Source organism: Arthrobacter sp. MDT2-16, assembly GCF_054510925.1.
The window spans coordinates 178,268-195,570 of record NZ_JBTNDP010000002.1; the positions used below are offsets into that span (position 1 = coordinate 178,268).

Annotated in this window: 18 protein-coding genes; 10 read left to right on the forward strand and 8 right to left on the reverse strand. The window is 69.0% G+C overall.

The genetic code is table 11. From position 1 onward, the window contains the following. The first annotated feature begins 2 nt into the window (after positions 1-2). From ACX80N_RS05400 to ACX80N_RS05410, 3 genes are all read left to right on the forward strand, one after another. Positions 3-1,316 (forward strand): acyl-CoA dehydrogenase family protein, encoded by a 1,314-nt coding sequence (locus tag ACX80N_RS05400; protein WP_459338591.1) that lies wholly within the window; start codon positions 3-5, stop codon positions 1,314-1,316. Positions 1,317-1,361: 45 nt separating this feature from the next. After that, positions 1,362-1,934, forward strand: coding sequence for an MOSC domain-containing protein (locus tag ACX80N_RS05405; protein WP_459338592.1), 573 nt, complete (start codon positions 1,362-1,364; stop codon positions 1,932-1,934). A 218-nt stretch (positions 1,935-2,152) separates the two neighbouring features. Further along, positions 2,153-3,100 (forward strand): helix-turn-helix domain-containing protein, encoded by a 948-nt coding sequence (locus ACX80N_RS05410; protein ID WP_459338593.1) that lies wholly within the window; start codon positions 2,153-2,155, stop codon positions 3,098-3,100. On the opposite strand, the gene ACX80N_RS05415 is transcribed toward ACX80N_RS05410, so the two are convergent. The 3 genes from ACX80N_RS05415 to ACX80N_RS05425 all read right to left on the reverse strand — a co-directional run bounded on the left by ACX80N_RS05415 (position 3,011) and on the right by ACX80N_RS05425 (position 5,500). Next, complete coding sequence (locus ACX80N_RS05415; RefSeq protein ID WP_459338594.1) at positions 3,011-4,036, reverse strand: helix-turn-helix domain-containing protein; 1,026 nt, start codon at positions 4,034-4,036, stop codon at positions 3,011-3,013. The two genes, ACX80N_RS05410 and ACX80N_RS05415, sit on opposite strands and share 90 nt — an antisense overlap. Positions 4,037-4,235: 199 nt before the next feature. Then, a complete protein-coding gene (locus ACX80N_RS05420) occupies positions 4,236-4,739 on the reverse strand; it encodes a hypothetical protein (RefSeq protein WP_459338595.1) in 504 nt (167 codons plus the stop codon). A gap of 206 nt (positions 4,740-4,945) precedes the next feature. Then, positions 4,946-5,500: an isochorismatase family protein gene (locus ACX80N_RS05425; protein WP_459338596.1), complete on the reverse strand. Its 555-nt coding sequence runs from the start codon at positions 5,498-5,500 to the stop codon at positions 4,946-4,948. A gap of 349 nt (positions 5,501-5,849) precedes the next feature. Between ACX80N_RS05425 and ACX80N_RS05430 the strand changes: the two genes are divergently transcribed. Then, complete coding sequence (locus ACX80N_RS05430; protein ID WP_459338597.1) at positions 5,850-6,302, forward strand: DUF3054 domain-containing protein; 453 nt, start codon at positions 5,850-5,852, stop codon at positions 6,300-6,302. After that, positions 6,299-6,580: an Lrp/AsnC family transcriptional regulator gene (locus ACX80N_RS05435; RefSeq protein WP_105030331.1), complete on the forward strand. Its 282-nt coding sequence runs from the start codon at positions 6,299-6,301 to the stop codon at positions 6,578-6,580. The genes ACX80N_RS05430 and ACX80N_RS05435 overlap by 4 nt, the downstream gene beginning before the upstream one ends. A gap of 33 nt (positions 6,581-6,613) precedes the next feature. Here the strand turns inward: ACX80N_RS05435 and trpD are convergent, their stop codons facing one another. Continuing rightward, positions 6,614-7,675, reverse strand: coding sequence for an anthranilate phosphoribosyltransferase (gene trpD, locus ACX80N_RS05440; RefSeq protein WP_105030330.1), 1,062 nt, complete (start codon positions 7,673-7,675; stop codon positions 6,614-6,616). 148 nt (positions 7,676-7,823) lie between these two features. On the opposite strand from trpD, the gene ctaE reads away from it, so the two are divergent. The 5 genes from ctaE (at position 7,824) to ACX80N_RS05465 (ending at position 12,860) form a co-directional block, all read left to right on the forward strand. After that, entirely contained in the window at positions 7,824-8,462 is a 639-nt protein-coding gene (gene ctaE / locus ACX80N_RS05445; protein WP_105030329.1) for an aa3-type cytochrome oxidase subunit III, read from the forward strand. A gap of 86 nt (positions 8,463-8,548) precedes the next feature. Further along, positions 8,549-9,340: a cytochrome bc1 complex diheme cytochrome c subunit gene (gene qcrC, locus ACX80N_RS05450; RefSeq protein WP_105030328.1), complete on the forward strand. Its 792-nt coding sequence runs from the start codon at positions 8,549-8,551 to the stop codon at positions 9,338-9,340. Between the two features lie 75 nt (positions 9,341-9,415). Further along, on the forward strand, positions 9,416-10,438 hold the full coding sequence (qcrA, locus tag ACX80N_RS05455) for a cytochrome bc1 complex Rieske iron-sulfur subunit (protein WP_105030327.1): 1,023 nt from the start codon (positions 9,416-9,418) through the stop codon (positions 10,436-10,438). Position 10,439: 1 nt separating this feature from the next. Further along, entirely contained in the window at positions 10,440-12,125 is a 1,686-nt protein-coding gene (gene qcrB, locus ACX80N_RS05460) for a cytochrome bc1 complex cytochrome b subunit (protein WP_459338598.1), read from the forward strand. A gap of 99 nt (positions 12,126-12,224) precedes the next feature. After that, on the forward strand, positions 12,225-12,860 hold the full coding sequence (locus tag ACX80N_RS05465) for a phosphatase PAP2 family protein (RefSeq protein ID WP_459338599.1): 636 nt from the start codon (positions 12,225-12,227) through the stop codon (positions 12,858-12,860). A 443-nt stretch (positions 12,861-13,303) separates the two neighbouring features. On the opposite strand, the gene ACX80N_RS05470 is transcribed toward ACX80N_RS05465, so the two are convergent. The 4 genes from ACX80N_RS05470 to ctaC form a co-directional block, all read right to left on the reverse strand. Further along, the gene (locus ACX80N_RS05470; RefSeq protein WP_105030324.1) at positions 13,304-14,095 is read right to left on the reverse strand and encodes a GntR family transcriptional regulator; all 792 of its coding nucleotides are present in this window, start codon (positions 14,093-14,095) and stop codon (positions 13,304-13,306) included. A 122-nt stretch (positions 14,096-14,217) separates the two neighbouring features. Then, complete coding sequence (locus ACX80N_RS05475; RefSeq protein WP_105030323.1) at positions 14,218-14,619, reverse strand: cytochrome c oxidase subunit 4; 402 nt, start codon at positions 14,617-14,619, stop codon at positions 14,218-14,220. Next, the gene (gene ctaD / locus ACX80N_RS05480; RefSeq protein WP_105030322.1) at positions 14,616-16,346 is read right to left on the reverse strand and encodes an aa3-type cytochrome oxidase subunit I; all 1,731 of its coding nucleotides are present in this window, start codon (positions 16,344-16,346) and stop codon (positions 14,616-14,618) included. The genes ACX80N_RS05475 and ctaD overlap by 4 nt, the downstream gene beginning before the upstream one ends. Then, on the reverse strand, positions 16,346-17,218 hold the full coding sequence (gene ctaC / locus ACX80N_RS05485) for an aa3-type cytochrome oxidase subunit II (protein ID WP_459338600.1): 873 nt from the start codon (positions 17,216-17,218) through the stop codon (positions 16,346-16,348). The genes ctaD and ctaC overlap by 1 nt, the downstream gene beginning before the upstream one ends. Positions 17,219-17,303: the final 85 nt, after the last annotated feature.

The window sequence follows — 17,303 nt, forward strand, 5'->3', positions numbered from 1 at the left end:
CCGTGTCCCCCGTGTATTCAGTGTCCCCCGTGTCCTCGCCCACCCATCCGCACGGGACGGTCCCGCCCGGGCCGGTGGAGCACCCGCCGTCCACGTCGGCGCTCCGGGAACGGTTCCGCCCCCTCTTCACGGCCGTCGCCGACGGTGCGGCGCGCCGGGAACGGGACCGCGTGCTGCCCTTCGCCGAGGTGGCGGCGCTGAAGGAGGCCGGATTCGGTGCCCTGCGCGTTCCCGTCGAGTACGGCGGCTCCGGGGTGTCCCTGCGTCAGCTCTTCACCCTCCTCACCGACCTGGCCGCGGCGGACTCGAACCTGGCGCAGCTCTGGCGTGGCCACTTCGCCTACGTCGAGGGGACGCTGCTCCAGCCCTCGTCGGCACATCGCGACCGGTGGCTGTTCGACGTCGCCGCCGGCGCCATGATCGGCAATGCCTCGAGCGAGCTCGCCGGCACGTCGCTGCGCGACATCCGTACCGCCCTGACGTCCCCGAGCCCGCCGGACGGCGCCCTGACGCTGACGGGCACCAAGTACTACAGCACCGGTAGCCTGTACGCCGACTGGATCGCCGGCAGCGCCGTGCGCGACGGCGAGCGCGTGGGGTACGCGGTCCGGGCCACGGCCCCCGGGGTCGAGCGGATCGACGACTGGGACGGGTTCGGCCAACGGCTCACCGGCAGCGGTACCACGCACTACACCGATGTGCGGGTGGACCCGCGGAACGTGCGGCCCTTCTCGCCCGAGGCTCCGAGCCACGTGCATGCCTTCTTCCAGCTGGTGCTCGTCGCGTCGCTCGCGGGCATCGCCCGGGCCGCGGCCGAGGACGCAGCGGCCTTCGTCCGGCCGCGGCCGCGGTCGTACGTCAACGCGACCACGCCGCTCCCGCGCGAGGACCCGCAGGTCCTGCAGGTGCTCGGCGAGCTGGCCGGGCAGGCATTCGCGGCGGACGCCGTCGTGCTCGCGGCCGCCGACCGCCTGGATGACGCCTATGAACGGCTCCGGACGGAGCGGGACGGACTGCCGGACGGGCCGCCGGGTGCCGCGGGCGGCGGCGCTCCGAGCGCTGCCCGGGCGGCGGTCGACGCCGCCGACATCGCGGTGAGCCAGGCGCAGCTCGTCGCCGTCGACCAGGCGTTACGGGCCGCCACCCACCTGTTCGAGGTGGGCGGGGCGTCGGCGACCTCGGCGGGCAGGGCTCTCGATCGGCACTGGCGTAATGCGCGGACCATCTCCTCGCACAACCCCGCCATCTACAAGGCCCGGTCCCTGGGCTACTGGGCCGTGCACGGGGAGCGCGAGCCACAACCCGGGAACCCCTGACCGGGGCGGCGGGGGCAACGACCGGAAACGGCTAGCGTAGGACGCATGACGCACGAGTTCCGGTACGACGTCGAGATCCTGCACCTGCTCGTATCTCCCGCGCACGCCTACTTCGGGCGTGCACGCGACGGCGCGGCGGATGTCGTCACCACGGACGCCGGGACCGTGGAGGTCGTGGCCGGGAAGGGGATCGTGGGGGACCGCTTCTTCGGCAAGGCGGCCCACATGGACGCCGCCGTGACCGTGTTCGCCGTCGAGTCCCTCGAGGCCATCGCCGCGGAGCTCGGCGTTGCGCCGTTCGACCCGCTCCTGCCCCGCCGCAACGTGGTCCTGCGCGGTGCGGACCTCACGCCGCTCATCGGACAGGACTTCGCCCTCGTGTCCGCCGACGGGAGCGTGGGATTCCACGGGGGCCGGCACGCTCACCCCTGCGCCTGGATGGACCGGGTGCTCGCCCCCGGCGCTCACAGGGCGATGCGCGGCAGGGGCGGCCTGCGGTGCCGCCCCTTGGACAGCGGACACCTCACCCGCGGACCGGCGGTTCTCGTCAGCCCCGTCCCGCTCGATCCGGGCGCGGCGGGCCGCGCCTCCGTACGCCTTCCGTCCCGACTTCCCTGAACGGCAGGCAGCACCCGCCCCCGACAGTGTGCCGCGCGTCGCGAACCCGCCGCGACCGCGCGCCGGCAGGATCACCCGGACCGGGTGATCCTGCCAGCGGCACCGCCCTGCAGGATGGAGGAGTCGGTTCCGTCCGAGGACACGCCAGGCGCGGGCGTGCCCCGACTGCTGCTTCGGCGCAGTGCGGGCCGGTGCTACGTGGAGGAGGGAGGGCACCGATGGCAGCAGCGCCAGGAACAGCCGTCCCGCCGTCCAGGGGATCCGGGCAGCCACAACGCTCCCCCGCCCGCGCGCCGACGGCTCCCCGGGAACCCGGGGCGCAGCGGACCGGTGCAGGCAGGACCGGACGCCGGACGGTCGTGGGCGACGTGACGCTCGCCTGCCTTCCCGTCCTCCCCGCGGATCCCCTGCACCTCGCTGCACCGGCCTCCACCGCCCAGGTCGCGGTGGTGCTCACGGGATGCGTGGCGGTGCGCGGAACCCGCGGACCCCTCATGCCCGTGGCACGGGGCGGCGGGGCAGCGAGCGCCGGCGCCCTGACCGTCGCCGTCGGCGACCCCTCGGTGGTCCTGCTCCTCAGGTTCCCCCTGGACGCACTCTCCCACCGAGGCGTGCGCCTCTCCGCCACGACCGCCAGGACCTTCGAGGAAGGACCCCTCCTCGGCCCCCTCCGCGAGTTCGCCTACGCCCTGCACCGCTCCCCTCCGCCCTTCTCCGAACAGGCGGGGCGGGCCGCGGAGCGCAGCCTCGTGGAACTGCTCGTCGGCGCGCTCCTGGAGGCGGAGGCGCCCGGTATGGACAGCGAGGCGTTGCGCGGCGTCCTCCGCTCCCGTGCCACCGCGATCGTCCGGCACCGCTTCACCGACCCGTCCCTGCGCCCCCGTTCGGTGGCCCTCGAGCTCAATGTCTCGCTGCGGCACCTCCAGCGCTGCTTCGAAGGCTCGGGCACCACGATCGCACTGGAGATCCGTCGAGCCCGGATCGAATACGCCGCGGCGCTCATCGACACCCCGAGCGGCCCGGAGCGCACGGACCGCCGTATCGCCGCGCTCGCAGGTTTCAGCTCCGTCGGCCAGCTACGTGCTGCCTTCGACGACCACTTCGGGATGCCCACCTCCCGCTACCGGATGCTGGCGGCGGGACATGCCCTGCTGCCCTCCGCCTGATGCGGGCGGGCCGCCTGTCGTCGTGCGCCGCAGTTGTGACGGGGAGACGCCGAATCGCGTGCGCACCCGCGACCGGAGCTCGAAGGCGGACGAGAAGCCCGATCGTCGGGCGATCTCGTTCACGGTGAGTTCCCGCGACGCCGGCGCGGCGAGAAGCATGCAGGCGTTGTCCGTGCGGCGCTCGCTGATCTCGGCCGCGATGCTGGTCCCGCTGCCCTCGAACGACCGCTGGAGGTGCCGGAGCGACACCCCCACCGCCTCGGCGATGGTGGCCGGAGTCAGCAGCGGGTCGCTGAAGGACTGGTCGATGAGATCGATCGCGGTGCGGCGCATGCGCAGTCTCTGGTCCGCCCGGGGGTCGGCGTCACCGAGCCCGTCCCCGTAGACGGCGACGAGCAGGTTCTCCAGCACCCGGGCGGCGACCACCTCGCTGACGGCGTTCCTGCCGTCCTGAGCGTCCATGAGCGCCGCGGCGAAGGCCGCCACCGGTCCTGCAAGTGCCCCACGACGGATGAGGCATTCCCCGGCCCGAAGCTCCACGCCGCGCTCGATCAGACGGGAGGACGGGACGAGGAGGTGGATCCAGCGCGTCGGGACGGAACTCTCCACCACGAGGTCGACCGGCTCGGTGAGGATCAGCGCCTCCCCCTGTTCGAGCGGGACGGGAGTGGAACCCGCTGGCACAACCAGGGCGCGTCCCCGGGCCGCGAACCCCACGTACGTCATCCCGCGCAGGCCCACGGCCTGCGCCGACACCAGGAGTGCCGTCTGCGTCGTGGCGGCGGCGGTCATGCTGCCGACCGATTTCGCCCGGACGGTCATCTCCGGATCACTCCCGTCGGGGGACGACAGCGACAGGCCGTCGACGCCCGGGCTGACCCACCTGCCGTCCCTCCCCGGCACGAAGGTCAGACCCTGGAGCACGTTCGATGGCACGTCACCCGCCATACCAGGTCCGCCTCCCGCCGCCTCGGATCCGTCCGTTCCGATTCTGCGCGCTCTCCCGTCGTCCTGGCGACAGCCGACGGGCGCCGCATCGCGATCAGGCGCCCGGCCAACCTCATTCCCGCGACACCCGCCGAGGGGTCGCACCGGGTCGAACGGGCGGCCGTCTCCGCCGGCCATGCGCCCTGCCTCAGCTGAGCAGTCCCCGCCACCGGTCCCAGGAGAGGTCCGCCGCTGCGGCTGCGAGGACGGCGTCGGCGTCCGGCATCCGGTCCACGGGACGCTTTCCGTCCAGACGCGCGGTGGGGACGCAGAACCAGGCGAGGATCCTGCGGTCCCTGCAGCCGGAGGATCGCCCGATCCGGGCCACGCCGACGATGAGCGGCTGCACGGAACGCACGGCGGGATCGAACTGGAAACCCGGGTAGAGGACGCGGCCCGCGCGGGTCGCGACGCCGAGGATCCTCCGGTCCGCGGCGAGGCAGCCGGCCGGAGGGCTCCCGGGACCCAGGAGTTCGTCGACTGCCGAGCCGGGAAGGAGCCCGAACTCGGCCGCGATCGACGACCACACAGCACCCGAGGAGAGGATGGACACCGATGACGGAGCCGCGTTCTGCCGGGACCGGTGCGGCGGCAGGGTGCCGGTCGGCACGGACAGTTCGTCGGCCGCAGCGCTCTGGCGTGGTGGGACCATTTCCGGAAACTCCTCCGAGACCGCCGGTGAAGCGCGCTGGGAAGCGCGTCCTGTATGGCCAGTCTGTGGAGCCCGTGCCCGATGTACAGGCTCCTGGCGCCCGATTGCGCGTCCCGGTGCGCGGCGGGCGCATTGCATCGTTGGACATGGCGTCGGAAGAAGCCGTGGGCGGGCGCTTCCTCTGCAGCGGTCCGCACCGCCGGGCTCTAGGCGCCGTAGTCGATCTCCCCTGTCGTGGCGACACAGGCCGTGCGCCCGGGCGCCGACTGGTACTGCCAGTACATGTTGGTGTGGCCGATGACCCTGTCCGGGGTGGGCGCCCCGTAGGCGCTCAGATCCTCCGTGGTGTGGGCGTCCCCGACCAGCGTGACGTCGTACCCGCGGGTGAACGCCCCGTGGATGGTCGAGCGGATGCAGGCATCCGTCTGGGCCCCGGTGACCACGAGCCGGCCGACGCCGGCCGCTGCGAGCACCTCCTCGAGGTCGGTGCCCTCGAACGAATCGCCATGGTTCTTGTGCACGAGCGGTTCGGACCCGAGCCGCTCGATCTCCGGCACCAGCTTCCAGGCCTCGCTCCCCGCCTCGAGGTCGGCGTCCGTGTGCTGAACCCAGACCACCGGCACGGACTCCTCGCGGGCCTTGCCCACCAGGGTGTTGATGTTGGCGACCACCTCGTCCCTCGCATGGGCGCCGGCAACCACGCCGTTCTGCACGTCGATGACCATCAGGGCCGTATTGGGACGATTCTGGAGGGTTGTCATGAGTGCTCCTCGGGACGAAAGGACTGCCCTGCTCCGTCGGGCGGTTGCCGGACCGACGACGAGCGTACAGGCACCCTCGACCCCTCGGCAGGAGCATCGAGGACAGGGATGTTCCGCATCAGCGCCCCGCGAACGCGGGACCGTCCGCACCCCGAGCGGGGCGGCGCCGAAAGGCTGGGGGTGCCGGTTCCCGCGGGCTCCGGCGCGCCTCCTCGCCGCCCCCGGCCGGCGCGGACCAGTATCGGTCCACCTCCGCGTGGTCGCTCCACGAGGCCTGGATGGACACAGCCTCCGTGCAGGAGAACCGGGGGCCTCCGTGTCCGACACCGACAGCCACTAGGCTGGCCCCATGGCCCGCCGTCCCCCTGTCCGCCCGCCGGCCCGGCAGCCCCGCGCCACACGCGCGGCCGTCGCCTGGTGTGCGGCCGACGTCGCCCTCGTCCTGGCGTTCGCCGCGTCCGGACGCCGCACGCACGAGCACGGCGTGAGCGCAGCCGGAGTCCTGGAGACCGCCTGGCCGTTCCTGTTCGCCTACGCGGTCACCACGGTCGTGGCGCGCGCGTGGCGCACCCCGGCCGCCCTCCGGCCCACCGGTCTCACCCTGTGGCTCGGGACCGTGGTGGGCGGACTGGCACTGCGCGCCCTCTCCGGCGCCGGGGTGGCCCCCAGCTTCCAGGTCGTCACGCTCCTCGTCCTCGGCGTGTTCCTGCTGGCCCCGCGAGTCGTCGCCCGCGCGATCCGCAGGCCGCCTGCCGGTAGCGTAGGACCGAGCTTCCCGACCCCCGCGAAAGGCACGCCATGATCACCGCATTCGTCCTCATCCAGACCGACGCCGCGCGCATCCCCGAGAGCGCGCAGGCGATCTCCGAGATCGAGGGCATCAGCGAGGTCTACTCCGTGACCGGCGAGTGGGACCTCATCGCCATCGCGCGTGTCACGCGGCACGAGGACCTCGCGGACGTCATCGCGGACCGGCTGTCGAAGGTCGAGGGCGTGCGGTCGACGACGACGCAGATCGCGTTCCGCTCCTACTCGCAGCACGACCTCGACGCCGCCTTCTCCCTCGGCTTCGACAGCTGACGGACCTGCAGGCGCTCCGGCACCGCATCCGGTTCAGTAGGAGCGGCTGACCTCGACCCAGCGCTCGAGCACGTCCGCGGCGGCGCCGGTGTCCAGGGAGGCACGCGCGCGGTCCATCGCCGACCGGATCCTGCCGACGAGTGTGCCGTCGGAGGCGTCGTCGAGCGCCACGAGGCCCGCGGCGGCATTGAGGACAACGGCGTCGCGGACCGGTCCGGGGCGGCCCGCCAGGACCGCTCGCACCACCGCCGCATTGCCCGCCGCGTCGGTGCCGCGGAGCGCGTCGACCGGCACGGCGTCGAGCCCGAAGTCGCCGGGGTGCACCTGGTGCGCCTGCACCTGCCCGTCGCGGACCTCCCACACCGTGGAGGACCCGCTGGTCGTCAGCTTGTCGCGGCCGTCGTCGCCCCGGAAGACCAGCGCGCGGATACCCCGCGCAGCCAGGACACCGGCCATGAGGGGGGCCATCCGTGCGTCGGCACACCCGAGCGCCTGCGCCGACACACCGGCGGGATTGCTCAACGGACCGAGGAAGTTGAACGCCGTCGGGACGCCGAGCTCGCGGCGCGGCACCGCGACGTGCTTCATCGACGGGTGGAAGACCTGCGCGAAGCAGAACGTGATCCCGGCCCGCTCCACGGTGCGGGCGACATCGGCCGGTGCGAGGTCGAGCCGGACGCCCAGTTCCTCGATGACGTCGGCGGCCCCGGAGGCCGAGGACGCACCCCGGTTCCCGTGCTTGACGACCTTCGCCCCTGCGCCCACGGCGACCAGCGAGGACATCGTCGAGATGTTGAGCGTGTTGAGGCCGTCGCCTCCGGTCCCGACGATGTCGAGGGTCGGTCCCTCGACCGCGATGCGGTGCGCCCGCCCCAGCATCGCCTCCACCAGCCCGACGAGTTCCCCGACCGACTCGCCCTTGGCCCGGAGGGCTATCAGGAATCCCGCGATCTGGGCGTGGCTCGCCTCGCCGGCCATGATCGTGTCCATCGCCCACCGGCTCTGCGCGGTGCTCAGATCGGCTCCCGTCAGGAGGGACGAGAAGATCGACGGCCAGGTCGGTTGGCCCCCCGCGGGGGCGGTTGTCACGCTCACCGTCCAAGATTATCTACGAATTGTAGAAAGTCATCCCGGGGAACTTCCGCGGAAACACGGGCGTTCTGCCTCTCCGCAGGTTTGCGCGACGCTCCGGAGCGCCGTTTCGCGTTGGTGATCGCGTTGTCCTTGGGGACATAATGACTCTGTGACATCTGCGACCCAAGCCCCCAGCACTGCCCCGCATCCCGCGCTCAACCGCCCCAACATGGTCTCCGTCGGAACCGTCGTGTGGCTGTCCAGCGAGCTGATGTTCTTCGCCGGCCTCTTCGCCATGTACTTCACCCTGCGCTCCACCTCCAGCGAGTTGTGGGCCATGGAGACCGAGAAGCTGAACGTGCCATTCGCCCTCATCAACACCGTCATCCTGGTGTCGAGCTCCTTCAGCTGCCAGTTCGGCGTCTTCGCCGCAGAGCGCCTGCAGCCCCGCCGCACCGGCGGCCTGTTCGCCTTCAGCCGGTGGGGCATGGTCGAGTGGTTCCTGCTCACGTTCCTCATGGGCGCGATCTTCGTCTCGGTACAGGCCTATGAGTACGCCGAGCTCGTCGCGGAGGGCGTCGCACTGTCCTCGAACGCCTTCGGCTCGGCCTTCTACATCACCACCGGCTTCCACGGCATCCATGTGATCGGCGGGCTCATCGCCTTCCTCTTCATCATCGGCCGTGCCTTCATCGCCCGCCAGTTCGGCCACTTCGAAGCCACCTCGGCCATCGTGACCTCGTACTACTGGCACTTCGTCGACGTCGTCTGGATCGGGCTCTTCATCATCATCTACTTCCTCCAGTAACTGGTTCACCTAAACTCTTCTACTAGAGGTAGAATTCAATGAAGAACTCCAGCAGCTCTGGTACCACAAAAGGCAGGAACCACTCCGTGAAGGCACTCTCCCAGAGGCGGCGTCACCCACTTGCAGCATTCGCGCTGCTCCTGATGGCGCTCCTCGTCACCGGCGGGCTCTACGCCGCAGCCAGCACCGCCAATGAAGCGCAGGCGCAGACCACCACATTCACGCAGGACGACGTCGAAGAGGGCAGCAAGCTGTTCTCGGCCAACTGCGCCTCCTGTCATGGCATGGGCGCCACGGGATCGCAGGCGGCACCGTCGCTCGTCGGTGTCGGTGCCGCATCCGTCGACTTCCAGGTGGGCTCGGGACGCATGCCCATGCAGATGGACGGCCCGCAGGCCCAGGCGAAGCCCGTGCAGTTCACCGAGGAGCAGATCCGGCAGATGGCCGCCTACGTCGCATCCCTCGGCGCCGGTCCCGCGATCCCGTCCGAGGAGATCCTCGACGCCTCGCAGGGTGACGCCTCCAACGGCGGCGAGCTGTTCCGCGTCAACTGCGCCATGTGCCACAACGCTGCGGCCGCCGGCGGCGCCCTCACCCAGGGCAAGTTCGCGCCCTCGATCGACGGCACCAGCGAGAAGCACATCTACGAGGCCATGGTCACGGGCCCGCAGAACATGCCCGTCTTCAGCGACGCCAACATCTCCCCGGAGGACAAGCAGGACATCATCGCCTTCCTCAAGACCATCGAGGAGCAGGGCTCCCCGGGTGGAGCCGAGCTGGGTTCACTCGGCCCGGTCTCCGAAGGACTCTTCATCTGGGTCGCCGGGTTGGGTGTCATCATCGCCTTCACCGTGTGGCTGACCTCCAGGTCCTCCTGACCATCCGCGCGCACACCGTGAACGAATCACAGACAGACTTTCGTATGCAGTACCTGAAGAAGGATGAGAGAGATCATGGCCGACTCTAGTCACGGCGCTCCCGGGACCTCGGTTACCGTCGCCACGCCGGGCAGCGAGCTCGACGCGTTCCAGAATCCCGGTCTCCCCCCGCACCGGCCGCGTATCGCCGACAAGAGCCGGCGCGGTGAGAAGCGGGCCGAGCGGCAGGTCGCGCTTCTGTTCATGATCTCGGTGCTCGGCACCCTGCTCTTCTTCGTCGGATACTTCGCCGTACCGCTCAACGAGACCGTCGAGCGGCTGCGCCTCCAGAACCTGCTGCTCGGACTCGGTACCGCCTTCGCAATGCTCGGCATCGGAGTAGGGATGGTGCACTGGGCCAAGACGCTGATGCCGGATCACGAACTGACGGAGAGCCGCTACGAGATCCGCCCCGAGCAGGACCGCGAGGACGCCGAGAAGATCGTCAACCAGATCCTGGACGAGTCCGGGATCAAGCGTCGGCCGCTGATCCGCAACACGCTCCTCGGAGCGGCGATCCTCGCTCCCCTGCCGGCCATCGCAATCTTCCGCGACCTCGGCCCCCTGCCCGGGAACAGCCTGAAGCAGACCATGTGGGACACCGGAGTCCGCCTGACCCGCGACCCCAGCGGTACCCCCATCCGCGCGTCCGACGTCACCATCGGGTCCGCGTTCCATGTCATCCCCGAAGGCCTCAACGAGGTCGAGAACAAGCTCGAGGAGAAGGCCAAAGCGGTCGTCCTGCTCATGCGCCTCGACCCCGAGGAACTCAACCCCTCTCCCGGCCGGGAGAACTGGGGCTACGACGGAATTGTCGCGTATTCCAAGATCTGCACGCACGTCGGCTGCCCGGTAGCGCTCTACGAACAGCAGACACACCATCTGCTGTGCCCCTGTCACCAGTCCACCTTCGACCTTGAGCAAGAGTGCAAGGTGATCTTCGGACCGGCTGCGCGGCCGCTGCCACAGCTACCCATCGAAGTCGACGACGAGGGCTACCTCGTCGCTTCAAGCGATTTCCAAGAACCCGTAGGACCTAGTTTCTGGGAGCGAGGCTGACATGAGCAGCTCAACTGCGACACACACCTACGTGCCGAAGACGCGCGTGGGCAAGGTCACCGACTACGTCGACTCCCGCGTCGGCGGGTCGGGGATGGTCAAGGTGTTCGGGCGGAAGATCTTCCCCGACCACTGGTCCTTCATGTTCGGCGAGGTGTCGCTGTACTCCTTCGTCGTCCTGCTGCTCTCGGGCACCTTCCTCACCTTCTTCTACGACCCGTCGATGGCGGAGACACACTACGAGGGCAGTTACCTGCCCCTGCGCGGCGTCGAGATGTCGGTGGCCTACGCGTCATCACTGGACATCTCGTTCGACATCCGCGGCGGCCTGTTCATGCGCCAGATCCACCACTGGGCCGCACTGCTGTTCGTGGCCGCAGTCGCAGTGCACATGCTGCGTGTGTTCTTCACCGGTGCGTTCCGCCGCCCGCGCGAGTTCAACTGGGTCGTCGGCTGTGTCCTGCTCGTCCTGAGCCTGGCCGCCGGCTTCACGGGCTACTCGCTCCCCGACGACCTGCTCTCCGGTAACGGACTCCGCATCATCGACGGCGTCATGAAGGCCATCCCCGTGGTGGGTACCTACCTGAGCTTCTTCCTCTTCGGTGGGGAGTTCCCGGGCACCATGATCATCGGCCGCCTGTACGTGCTGCACATCCTCCTGATCCCCGCGGTCATCCTGCTGCTGATCGCCATCCACATGTTCATGCTGGTGCTCCACAAGCACGCCCAGTTCGCCGGTCCCGGCAAGACCAACACCAATGTGGTCGGCTACCCGGTGGGCCCCGTCTTCGGTGCCAAGGCAGCGGGCTTCTTCTTCATCGTGTTCGGTGTCCTCGCGGCGATCGCCGCGGCGTTCACCATCAACCCGATCTGGAACTACGGACCGTACGATCCCTCCCCCGTGTCGGCGGGCACCCAGCCCGACTGGTACATCGGATGGGTGGACGGCGCCCTGCGCCTGATGCCCGGCACGATCGGCGACAACTTCGACTTCGAGTTCATGATTCCCTTCCCCTGGGGCGTCAACGCGCTGTCGCTGAACGTCCTGATCCCCGCGCTCGTCCCGGCCACCATCGTCTTCGCCCTGATGTTCGCGTGGCCCTGGATCGAAGCCTGGGTCACGAAGGACAAGCGTGAGCACCACCTGCTGGACCGGCCGCGCAATGCTCCCACCCGCACCGCCATCGGCGTCGCAGGTGTCGTGTTCTACTGCGTCCTCTGGGCCGCTGCCAGCTCCGACCTCATCGCCACGCACTTCCTGGTGTCGCTGAACGACGTGACCTACTGGCTCCGGTTCCTCGTGATCGTCGGCCCGATCCTCGCCTTCATGGTCACGCGGCGCATCGCCCTGGCCCTGCAGCGCAAGGACCGCGAGATCGCCCTGCACGGTCGGGAGACCGGTCGGATCGTCCGGCTGCCGCACGGCGAGTTCATCGAGGTCCACGAGCCCGTCGACGACTACAAGCGCTACCGGCTCGTCAGCTTCGACTCGCCCGAGGTCATGATCCCGACCCCGGACGCCGACGGCAAGATCAGCGTGCTCGACAAGGTCCACGGACGCGTCTCGCGCTTCTTCTTCGAGGACCGGGTGGCCCCGGTCACCCCGAAGGAGCTCGCGGCCTCCCACGGGGACCACCACGGCGAGATCGCCGGTGCGAAGGACCGCGAGTCGATCGCGAGCCACTAGCACCTGATCGACCGATCGAAGGGCCCGGACACTCCGTCCGGGCCCTTCGTCATCCCCGGGTCCGCCCGCGCCGCCGACTCCACCGGAAGAGGAACCACCGTGACCGACCGTCCGCCCACCATGAGCGCAAGCCTGCCCACCCGCACACGGCGCCCTGCCGCGTCGCTTGCTGCGGCCGTGAGCGAGGTGTTCGCACCCGCGATCCTCCTGTCGGTGTTCCTGGCAGTGACCGCCCTCGGTTCCTCGCCCTGGCCCCGCGGTGCCCTGCTCGCCTTCGTGGCCGTGGGCTCCACCACGGCGCTCCCCCTGCTGGTCGTCGTCGCCCTCGTGCGCCGCGGTCACCTCGTGGACCACCACATCAGTGACCGCCGGCAGAGGACGCCGGTGCTCGCCGGGACCCTCGTGTCGATCGGTGTGGGTCTGCTGCTGCTGCTGCTCCTCGACGCCCCGCGCGTCCTCGTCGGGGCCGTTCTGTGCACCGTGGGAGGCGTCGTCGTGGTGCTGGTCGTCAACCTCTGGTGGAAGCTGTCGGCGCACTCGGCTGTCGCCGTGTTCGTCGTCGCGGGGTGCACCGTCCTCCTCGGCGGCTGGGCATGCCTCCTCCTGGTGGTCCCCGCGGCCGTGGGGTGGTCCCGTGTCCGACTGCAGGCGCACACGCCGGCGCAGGTGCTCGCGGGCTATGCTCTCGGTGCGGCGATCGGTGTCGCCTTCGCGGTGGTCGGCGCCAACGGCTGAGTCGTCCGGAAGGGGTGCACCCTCCGGGCCGCTGCTGTGTTCGACGGCGATGGTCATGATCAGAGCCGGGATGCGCGGCAGGTGTCGTACTGGTGGCCTGCCGCCCGGATCGAATGGACGCGAGGATGGATGACGTCCTTCGGGTGGGTAGCGACCCGGGTCCAGGACTCCTCCGAGTGGTCCTCCTGCACATCTCCTCGGGCTCGTCGCTGCGGTGATCATCGCGGGCGGGATAGGGTTCTTGACGGGCGGGTACGAGAGCCTGCAGCAATCTCGCCGATCAGGTGCCTGGCACGGCAGGCTCGAACGGTGCCAGGGCGAACGCGTGCCACGTCCCGAGCGCGGATCGGGGACCATCGGGGAGTAACGGGGCGTAGGCGTAGGCGTCGCCGTGGCCAGTAGGCCGAGGGCGGGCGTATACCTTCAGCACGGGCCCGCGAAGGTCACCGGGGCGGCTTCGGGCTGTACGCGCGGGGGGTGCGTACGCCGGGCCGCTGCAGGGGCACCCACAGCTTGTAGCGGTCGGCACGGTAATAGGAGACGGAGTAGTCGATCATCGCCCGCGCCACGTAGGCGTGCCGCTGGATCTTGAGCAGCGGCGCATTCATCTCCACGTTGAGCAGGCGCGCGATGGAGGGCGACGCCGCCGTCGCCTCGATCGTGTCCTCCCCCCACTCCATGACGAGCCCGTACTTCTCGCTGAGCACGTTGTACAGCGAGGTGGGAGGAGGACCGTCGAGGATCCCCTTCACGCGGTGCGCCGGGATGAAGTTCTCGTCCACGCTCATGGGCTCCCCGTCGGCCAGCAGCTGCCGCCGGAATCGGATCACCGGCTGACCGATCTCGATCTGCAGCTCCCGCGCAACGAGCGGCGAGGCTCCCTGCTGTTCGAAGCTCAGCACACGGGCATCCGGCACCATGCCGCGCCGGATCATCTCCTCGGTGTACGAGGTCATCTTCACGTGCAGGTCCATCTTGCTCCGCGCCACGAAGGTCCCGAGTCCCACGACGCGCTCGAGGACCTCCTCCGCGACCAGGGCGTCGACGGCCTGGCGGACGGTCATGCGGGCCACCCCGAAGTAGTCGCTCAGCTGCCGCTCCGACGGAATGCCGGCCCCTGGCTCACCGCAGTGCTGAACGTAGCGCCGCAGGCTCTCGCGCAGCTGGACGTGCTTGGGGGTGGCGGAGGCGTCATCCAGCCGGTCCGCGTCGAAGGGCCTCGGCAGCACGGCCATGTGTCGGTCTCCTTCTCTCTGCTATCCCGCCGCACGGCGTCGATACCGACTGTACGCAGACGCCCTGCTTAAACGCGAGGGAGCCCGCACATGGCGGGCTCCCTCGGTGGTGCACGGTGAGGCTAGTGGGCGTGGTCGCCCCGGCTGTACTCGAAGACCCAGCCGACGAGGGCGATCACGGCGAGGCCAAGGCCCATGTAGAGGATCCAGAAGCCGATCGCCATGCCGAGGAACCCGGTGGCGGCGGACAGACCGAGCACGAGCGGCCACCAGCTCCAGGGGCTGAAGTGCCCTTGCTCGCCGGACCCCTCGTGGATCTCGGCGTCGAGGCGATCCTCAGGGCGTTCCCCGACGCGCTTGCCGGTGAACGCGAGGTAGAAGCCGATCATCCCGGCAAGTCCGCCGACGAGCAGGATGCCGAGCAGACCGACCCATTCCGACCACTCGGTCAGGAAACCGTAGATCAGGGCGATAGGCACGAAGATCGGCACACCGATCAGGAAGAGGTTCTTCTCGATCCTCATGCGTCCGCGTCCTTCCGGTCGGCCGAGCCCAGCGCCTGGCCGATCACGCTGTCATCGGGGGTGTGGGTCTGCTGCAGTTCGGGGTGGTGGAGATCCAGTGCCGGCCGCTCCGAGCGGATGCGGGGCAGCGAGGTGAAGTTGTGGCGCGGAGGCGGGCACGAGGTGGCCCATTCCAGCGAGGCGCCGAAGCCCCACGGGTCGTCCACCTCGACCTTCTTGCCGGTGCGCCAGGTGATGTACACGTTCCAAAAGAACGGGATCAGGGAGGCGCCCAGGACGAACGAGCCGATGGTGGAGAACTGGTTCATGGCCGTGAAGCCGTCCTCGGGCAGGTAGTCCGCATAGCGGCGGGGCATGCCCTCGACACCGAGCCAGTGCTGGATCAGGAACGTGGCGTGGAAGCCGAGGAACAGCATCCAGAAGTGGATCTTGCCGAGGCGCTCGTTGAGCATCTTGCCCGTGAACTTGGGCCACCAGAAGTAGAAGCCGGCGAACATCGCGAACACCACGGTCCCGAAGACCACGTAGTGGAAGTGCGCCACCACGAAGTAGGTGTCGGAGACGTGGAAGTCCAGCGGGGGCGAGGCCAGGATGATCCCGGTCAGGCCACCGAACAGGAAGGTCACGAGAAAGCCCAGGCTCCACAGCATGGGCGTCTCGAACGTCAGCGAACCGCGCCAGAGCGTACCGATCCAGTTGAAGAACTTCACACCCGTGGGCACCGCGATGAGCATGGTCATGAATGCGAAGAACGGCAGCAGCACGGCGCCGGTGACGTACATGTGGTGCGCCCACACGGTTACCGACAGGGCGGCGATGGAGATCGTCGCGTAGACGAGGCCCTTGTAGCCGAAGATCGGCTTGCGGCTGAAGACCGGGAAGATCTCGGAGACGATGCCGAAGAACGGCAGCGCGATGATGTAGACCTCGGGGTGGCCGAAGAACCAGAAGAGGTGCTGCCACAGGATGGCACCGCCCGCTTCCGGGTCGAAGATGTGGGCGCCGAAGCGGCGGTCCGCGCCGAGGGCGAAGAGGGCGGCAGCCAGGGGCGGGAACGCCATGAGCACGAGGATCGAGGTGATCAGGGCGTTCCAGGTGAAGATGGGCATGCGCCACATCGTCATGCCGGGGGCGCGCATGCAGATGATCGTCGTGATGAAGTTGACGCCGCCGAGGATGGTGCCGAAGCCCGACAGGGCGAGTCCGAACACCCACAGGTCGCCACCGACACCCGGGGAGAAGGTCGTGCTGGAGAGCGGTGCGTAGGCGAACCAGCCGAACGACGCTGCGCCCTGCGGAGTCACGAAGCCCGAGACGGCGATGGTGCTGCCGAACAGGAAGAACCAGAACGCCAGGGCGTTCAGTCGCGGGAAGGCGACGTCGGGCGCGCCGATCTGCAGGGGCATGATGACGTTTGTGAAGCCCGCGAACAGCGGGGTCGCGAACATCAGGAGCATCACGGTGCCGTGCATCGTGAACAGCTGGTTGTACTGCTCCTTCGTCTGCAGGAGCTGCATGCCCGGCTCGAAGAGCTCGGCGCGGATGACGAGGGCCATCACGCCGGCGAGGCAGAAGAAGACGAACGAGGAGATCAGGTACATGTACCCGATGGTCTTGTGGTCGGTCGAGGTGATCCAGTTGACGACGATGCGCCCCTTGGATCTCGGGACCACGCGGGGAGCGGCTACGGTACCGGCTTCCTCAAGGGTGTATTCGAACGTGGACATCAGCTGCTGCTCCTGGCTGGGTCGGTATCGGGATCGTCCTCCGGGTAGGAGTCGCGGTCGTACTCATCGCCGAGCTGGCCCTCTTCCAGCTGACTCATCTGCGCATCGAACTCCGCCTGGGAGACGACCTGCACGTTGAAGAGCATCTCCGAGTGGTACTGGCCGCACAGTTCGGCGCACTTCCCGTCGAAGGTGCCTTCCTTGGTGGGCGTGAGATTGATGTAGTTCGTGCGGCCCGGGTACAGGTCGCGCTTCATCAGGAAGCCGGGGACGAAGAAGGAGTGCTGCACGTCGCGGGCGTTGAGCTGGAGCTCGACGGTCCTGTTCACGGGCAGGTAGAGCGTCGGCAGGTCTGCCACCTGGCCGGTCTCACCGGTGAGGTGGGCCTGCACTCCTGTGGAGTACCTGTCCTCGGTGACGTAGTTGAAGTCCCAGGACCACTGCTTGCCGCGTACGTCGACGATGACGTCGGGATCCTCCACGCGCGCATCGATGGTCGCGATGTCACGCTCGGTGAAGTAGAAGAACACCAGCACCATGAAGAGGGGGATCGTCAAGTAGAAGATCTCGAGCGGCAGATTGTAGCTCATCTGCCGCGGGTAGCCGGTGTCGTTCTTGCGGCGGCGGTACGCCACCATGCACCAGATGATCAGGCCCCACGTGATGACGCCGACGGCCAGGGCCGCGATCCACGAGTTGACCCACAGATCGGTGATGGCCGCGGTGTGGTTGGTGTTGTCCCGATCTGCCGGGAGCCAGCCCCTCTGGGCCTCCTCCGAACAGCCGGTCAGTAGGAGGGCGCCGACCAGCGAGATGCTGGAGATCTTCGCGATCCTGACGCGCTTGCTACCGGTTCGGTCCTGCGAACTCACAGACGGACCTTCCTTTTCTACGTGCGTTGCCACCCGCCCGGGAAGCGGTCCGGGGTGCACATCCAGTTTTACTACTCACTGTAGA

Bases quoted from the DNA above. Each gene is read 5' to 3' on its own strand.
- ACX80N_RS05405 (WP_459338592.1), top strand. From the start codon at position 1,362: ATGACGCACGAGTTCCGGTACGACGTCGAGATCCTGCACCTGCTCGTA.
- ACX80N_RS05410 (WP_459338593.1), top strand. From the start codon at position 2,153: ATGGCAGCAGCGCCAGGAACAGCCGTCCCGCCGTCCAGGGGATCCGGG.
- ACX80N_RS05420 (WP_459338595.1), bottom strand. From the start codon at position 4,739: ATGGTCCCACCACGCCAGAGCGCTGCGGCCGACGAACTGTCCGTGCCG.
- ACX80N_RS05425 (WP_459338596.1), bottom strand. From the start codon at position 5,500: ATGACAACCCTCCAGAATCGTCCCAATACGGCCCTGATGGTCATCGAC.
- ACX80N_RS05430 (WP_459338597.1), top strand. From the start codon at position 5,850: ATGGCCCGCCGTCCCCCTGTCCGCCCGCCGGCCCGGCAGCCCCGCGCC.
- ACX80N_RS05435 (WP_105030331.1), top strand. From the start codon at position 6,299: ATGATCACCGCATTCGTCCTCATCCAGACCGACGCCGCGCGCATCCCC.
- qcrA (WP_105030327.1), top strand. From the start codon at position 9,416: ATGGCCGACTCTAGTCACGGCGCTCCCGGGACCTCGGTTACCGTCGCC.
- qcrB (WP_459338598.1), top strand. From the start codon at position 10,440: ATGAGCAGCTCAACTGCGACACACACCTACGTGCCGAAGACGCGCGTG.
- ACX80N_RS05470 (WP_105030324.1), bottom strand. From the start codon at position 14,095: ATGGCCGTGCTGCCGAGGCCCTTCGACGCGGACCGGCTGGATGACGCC.
- ACX80N_RS05475 (WP_105030323.1), bottom strand. From the start codon at position 14,619: ATGAGGATCGAGAAGAACCTCTTCCTGATCGGTGTGCCGATCTTCGTG.
- ctaD (WP_105030322.1), bottom strand. From the start codon at position 16,346: ATGTCCACGTTCGAATACACCCTTGAGGAAGCCGGTACCGTAGCCGCT.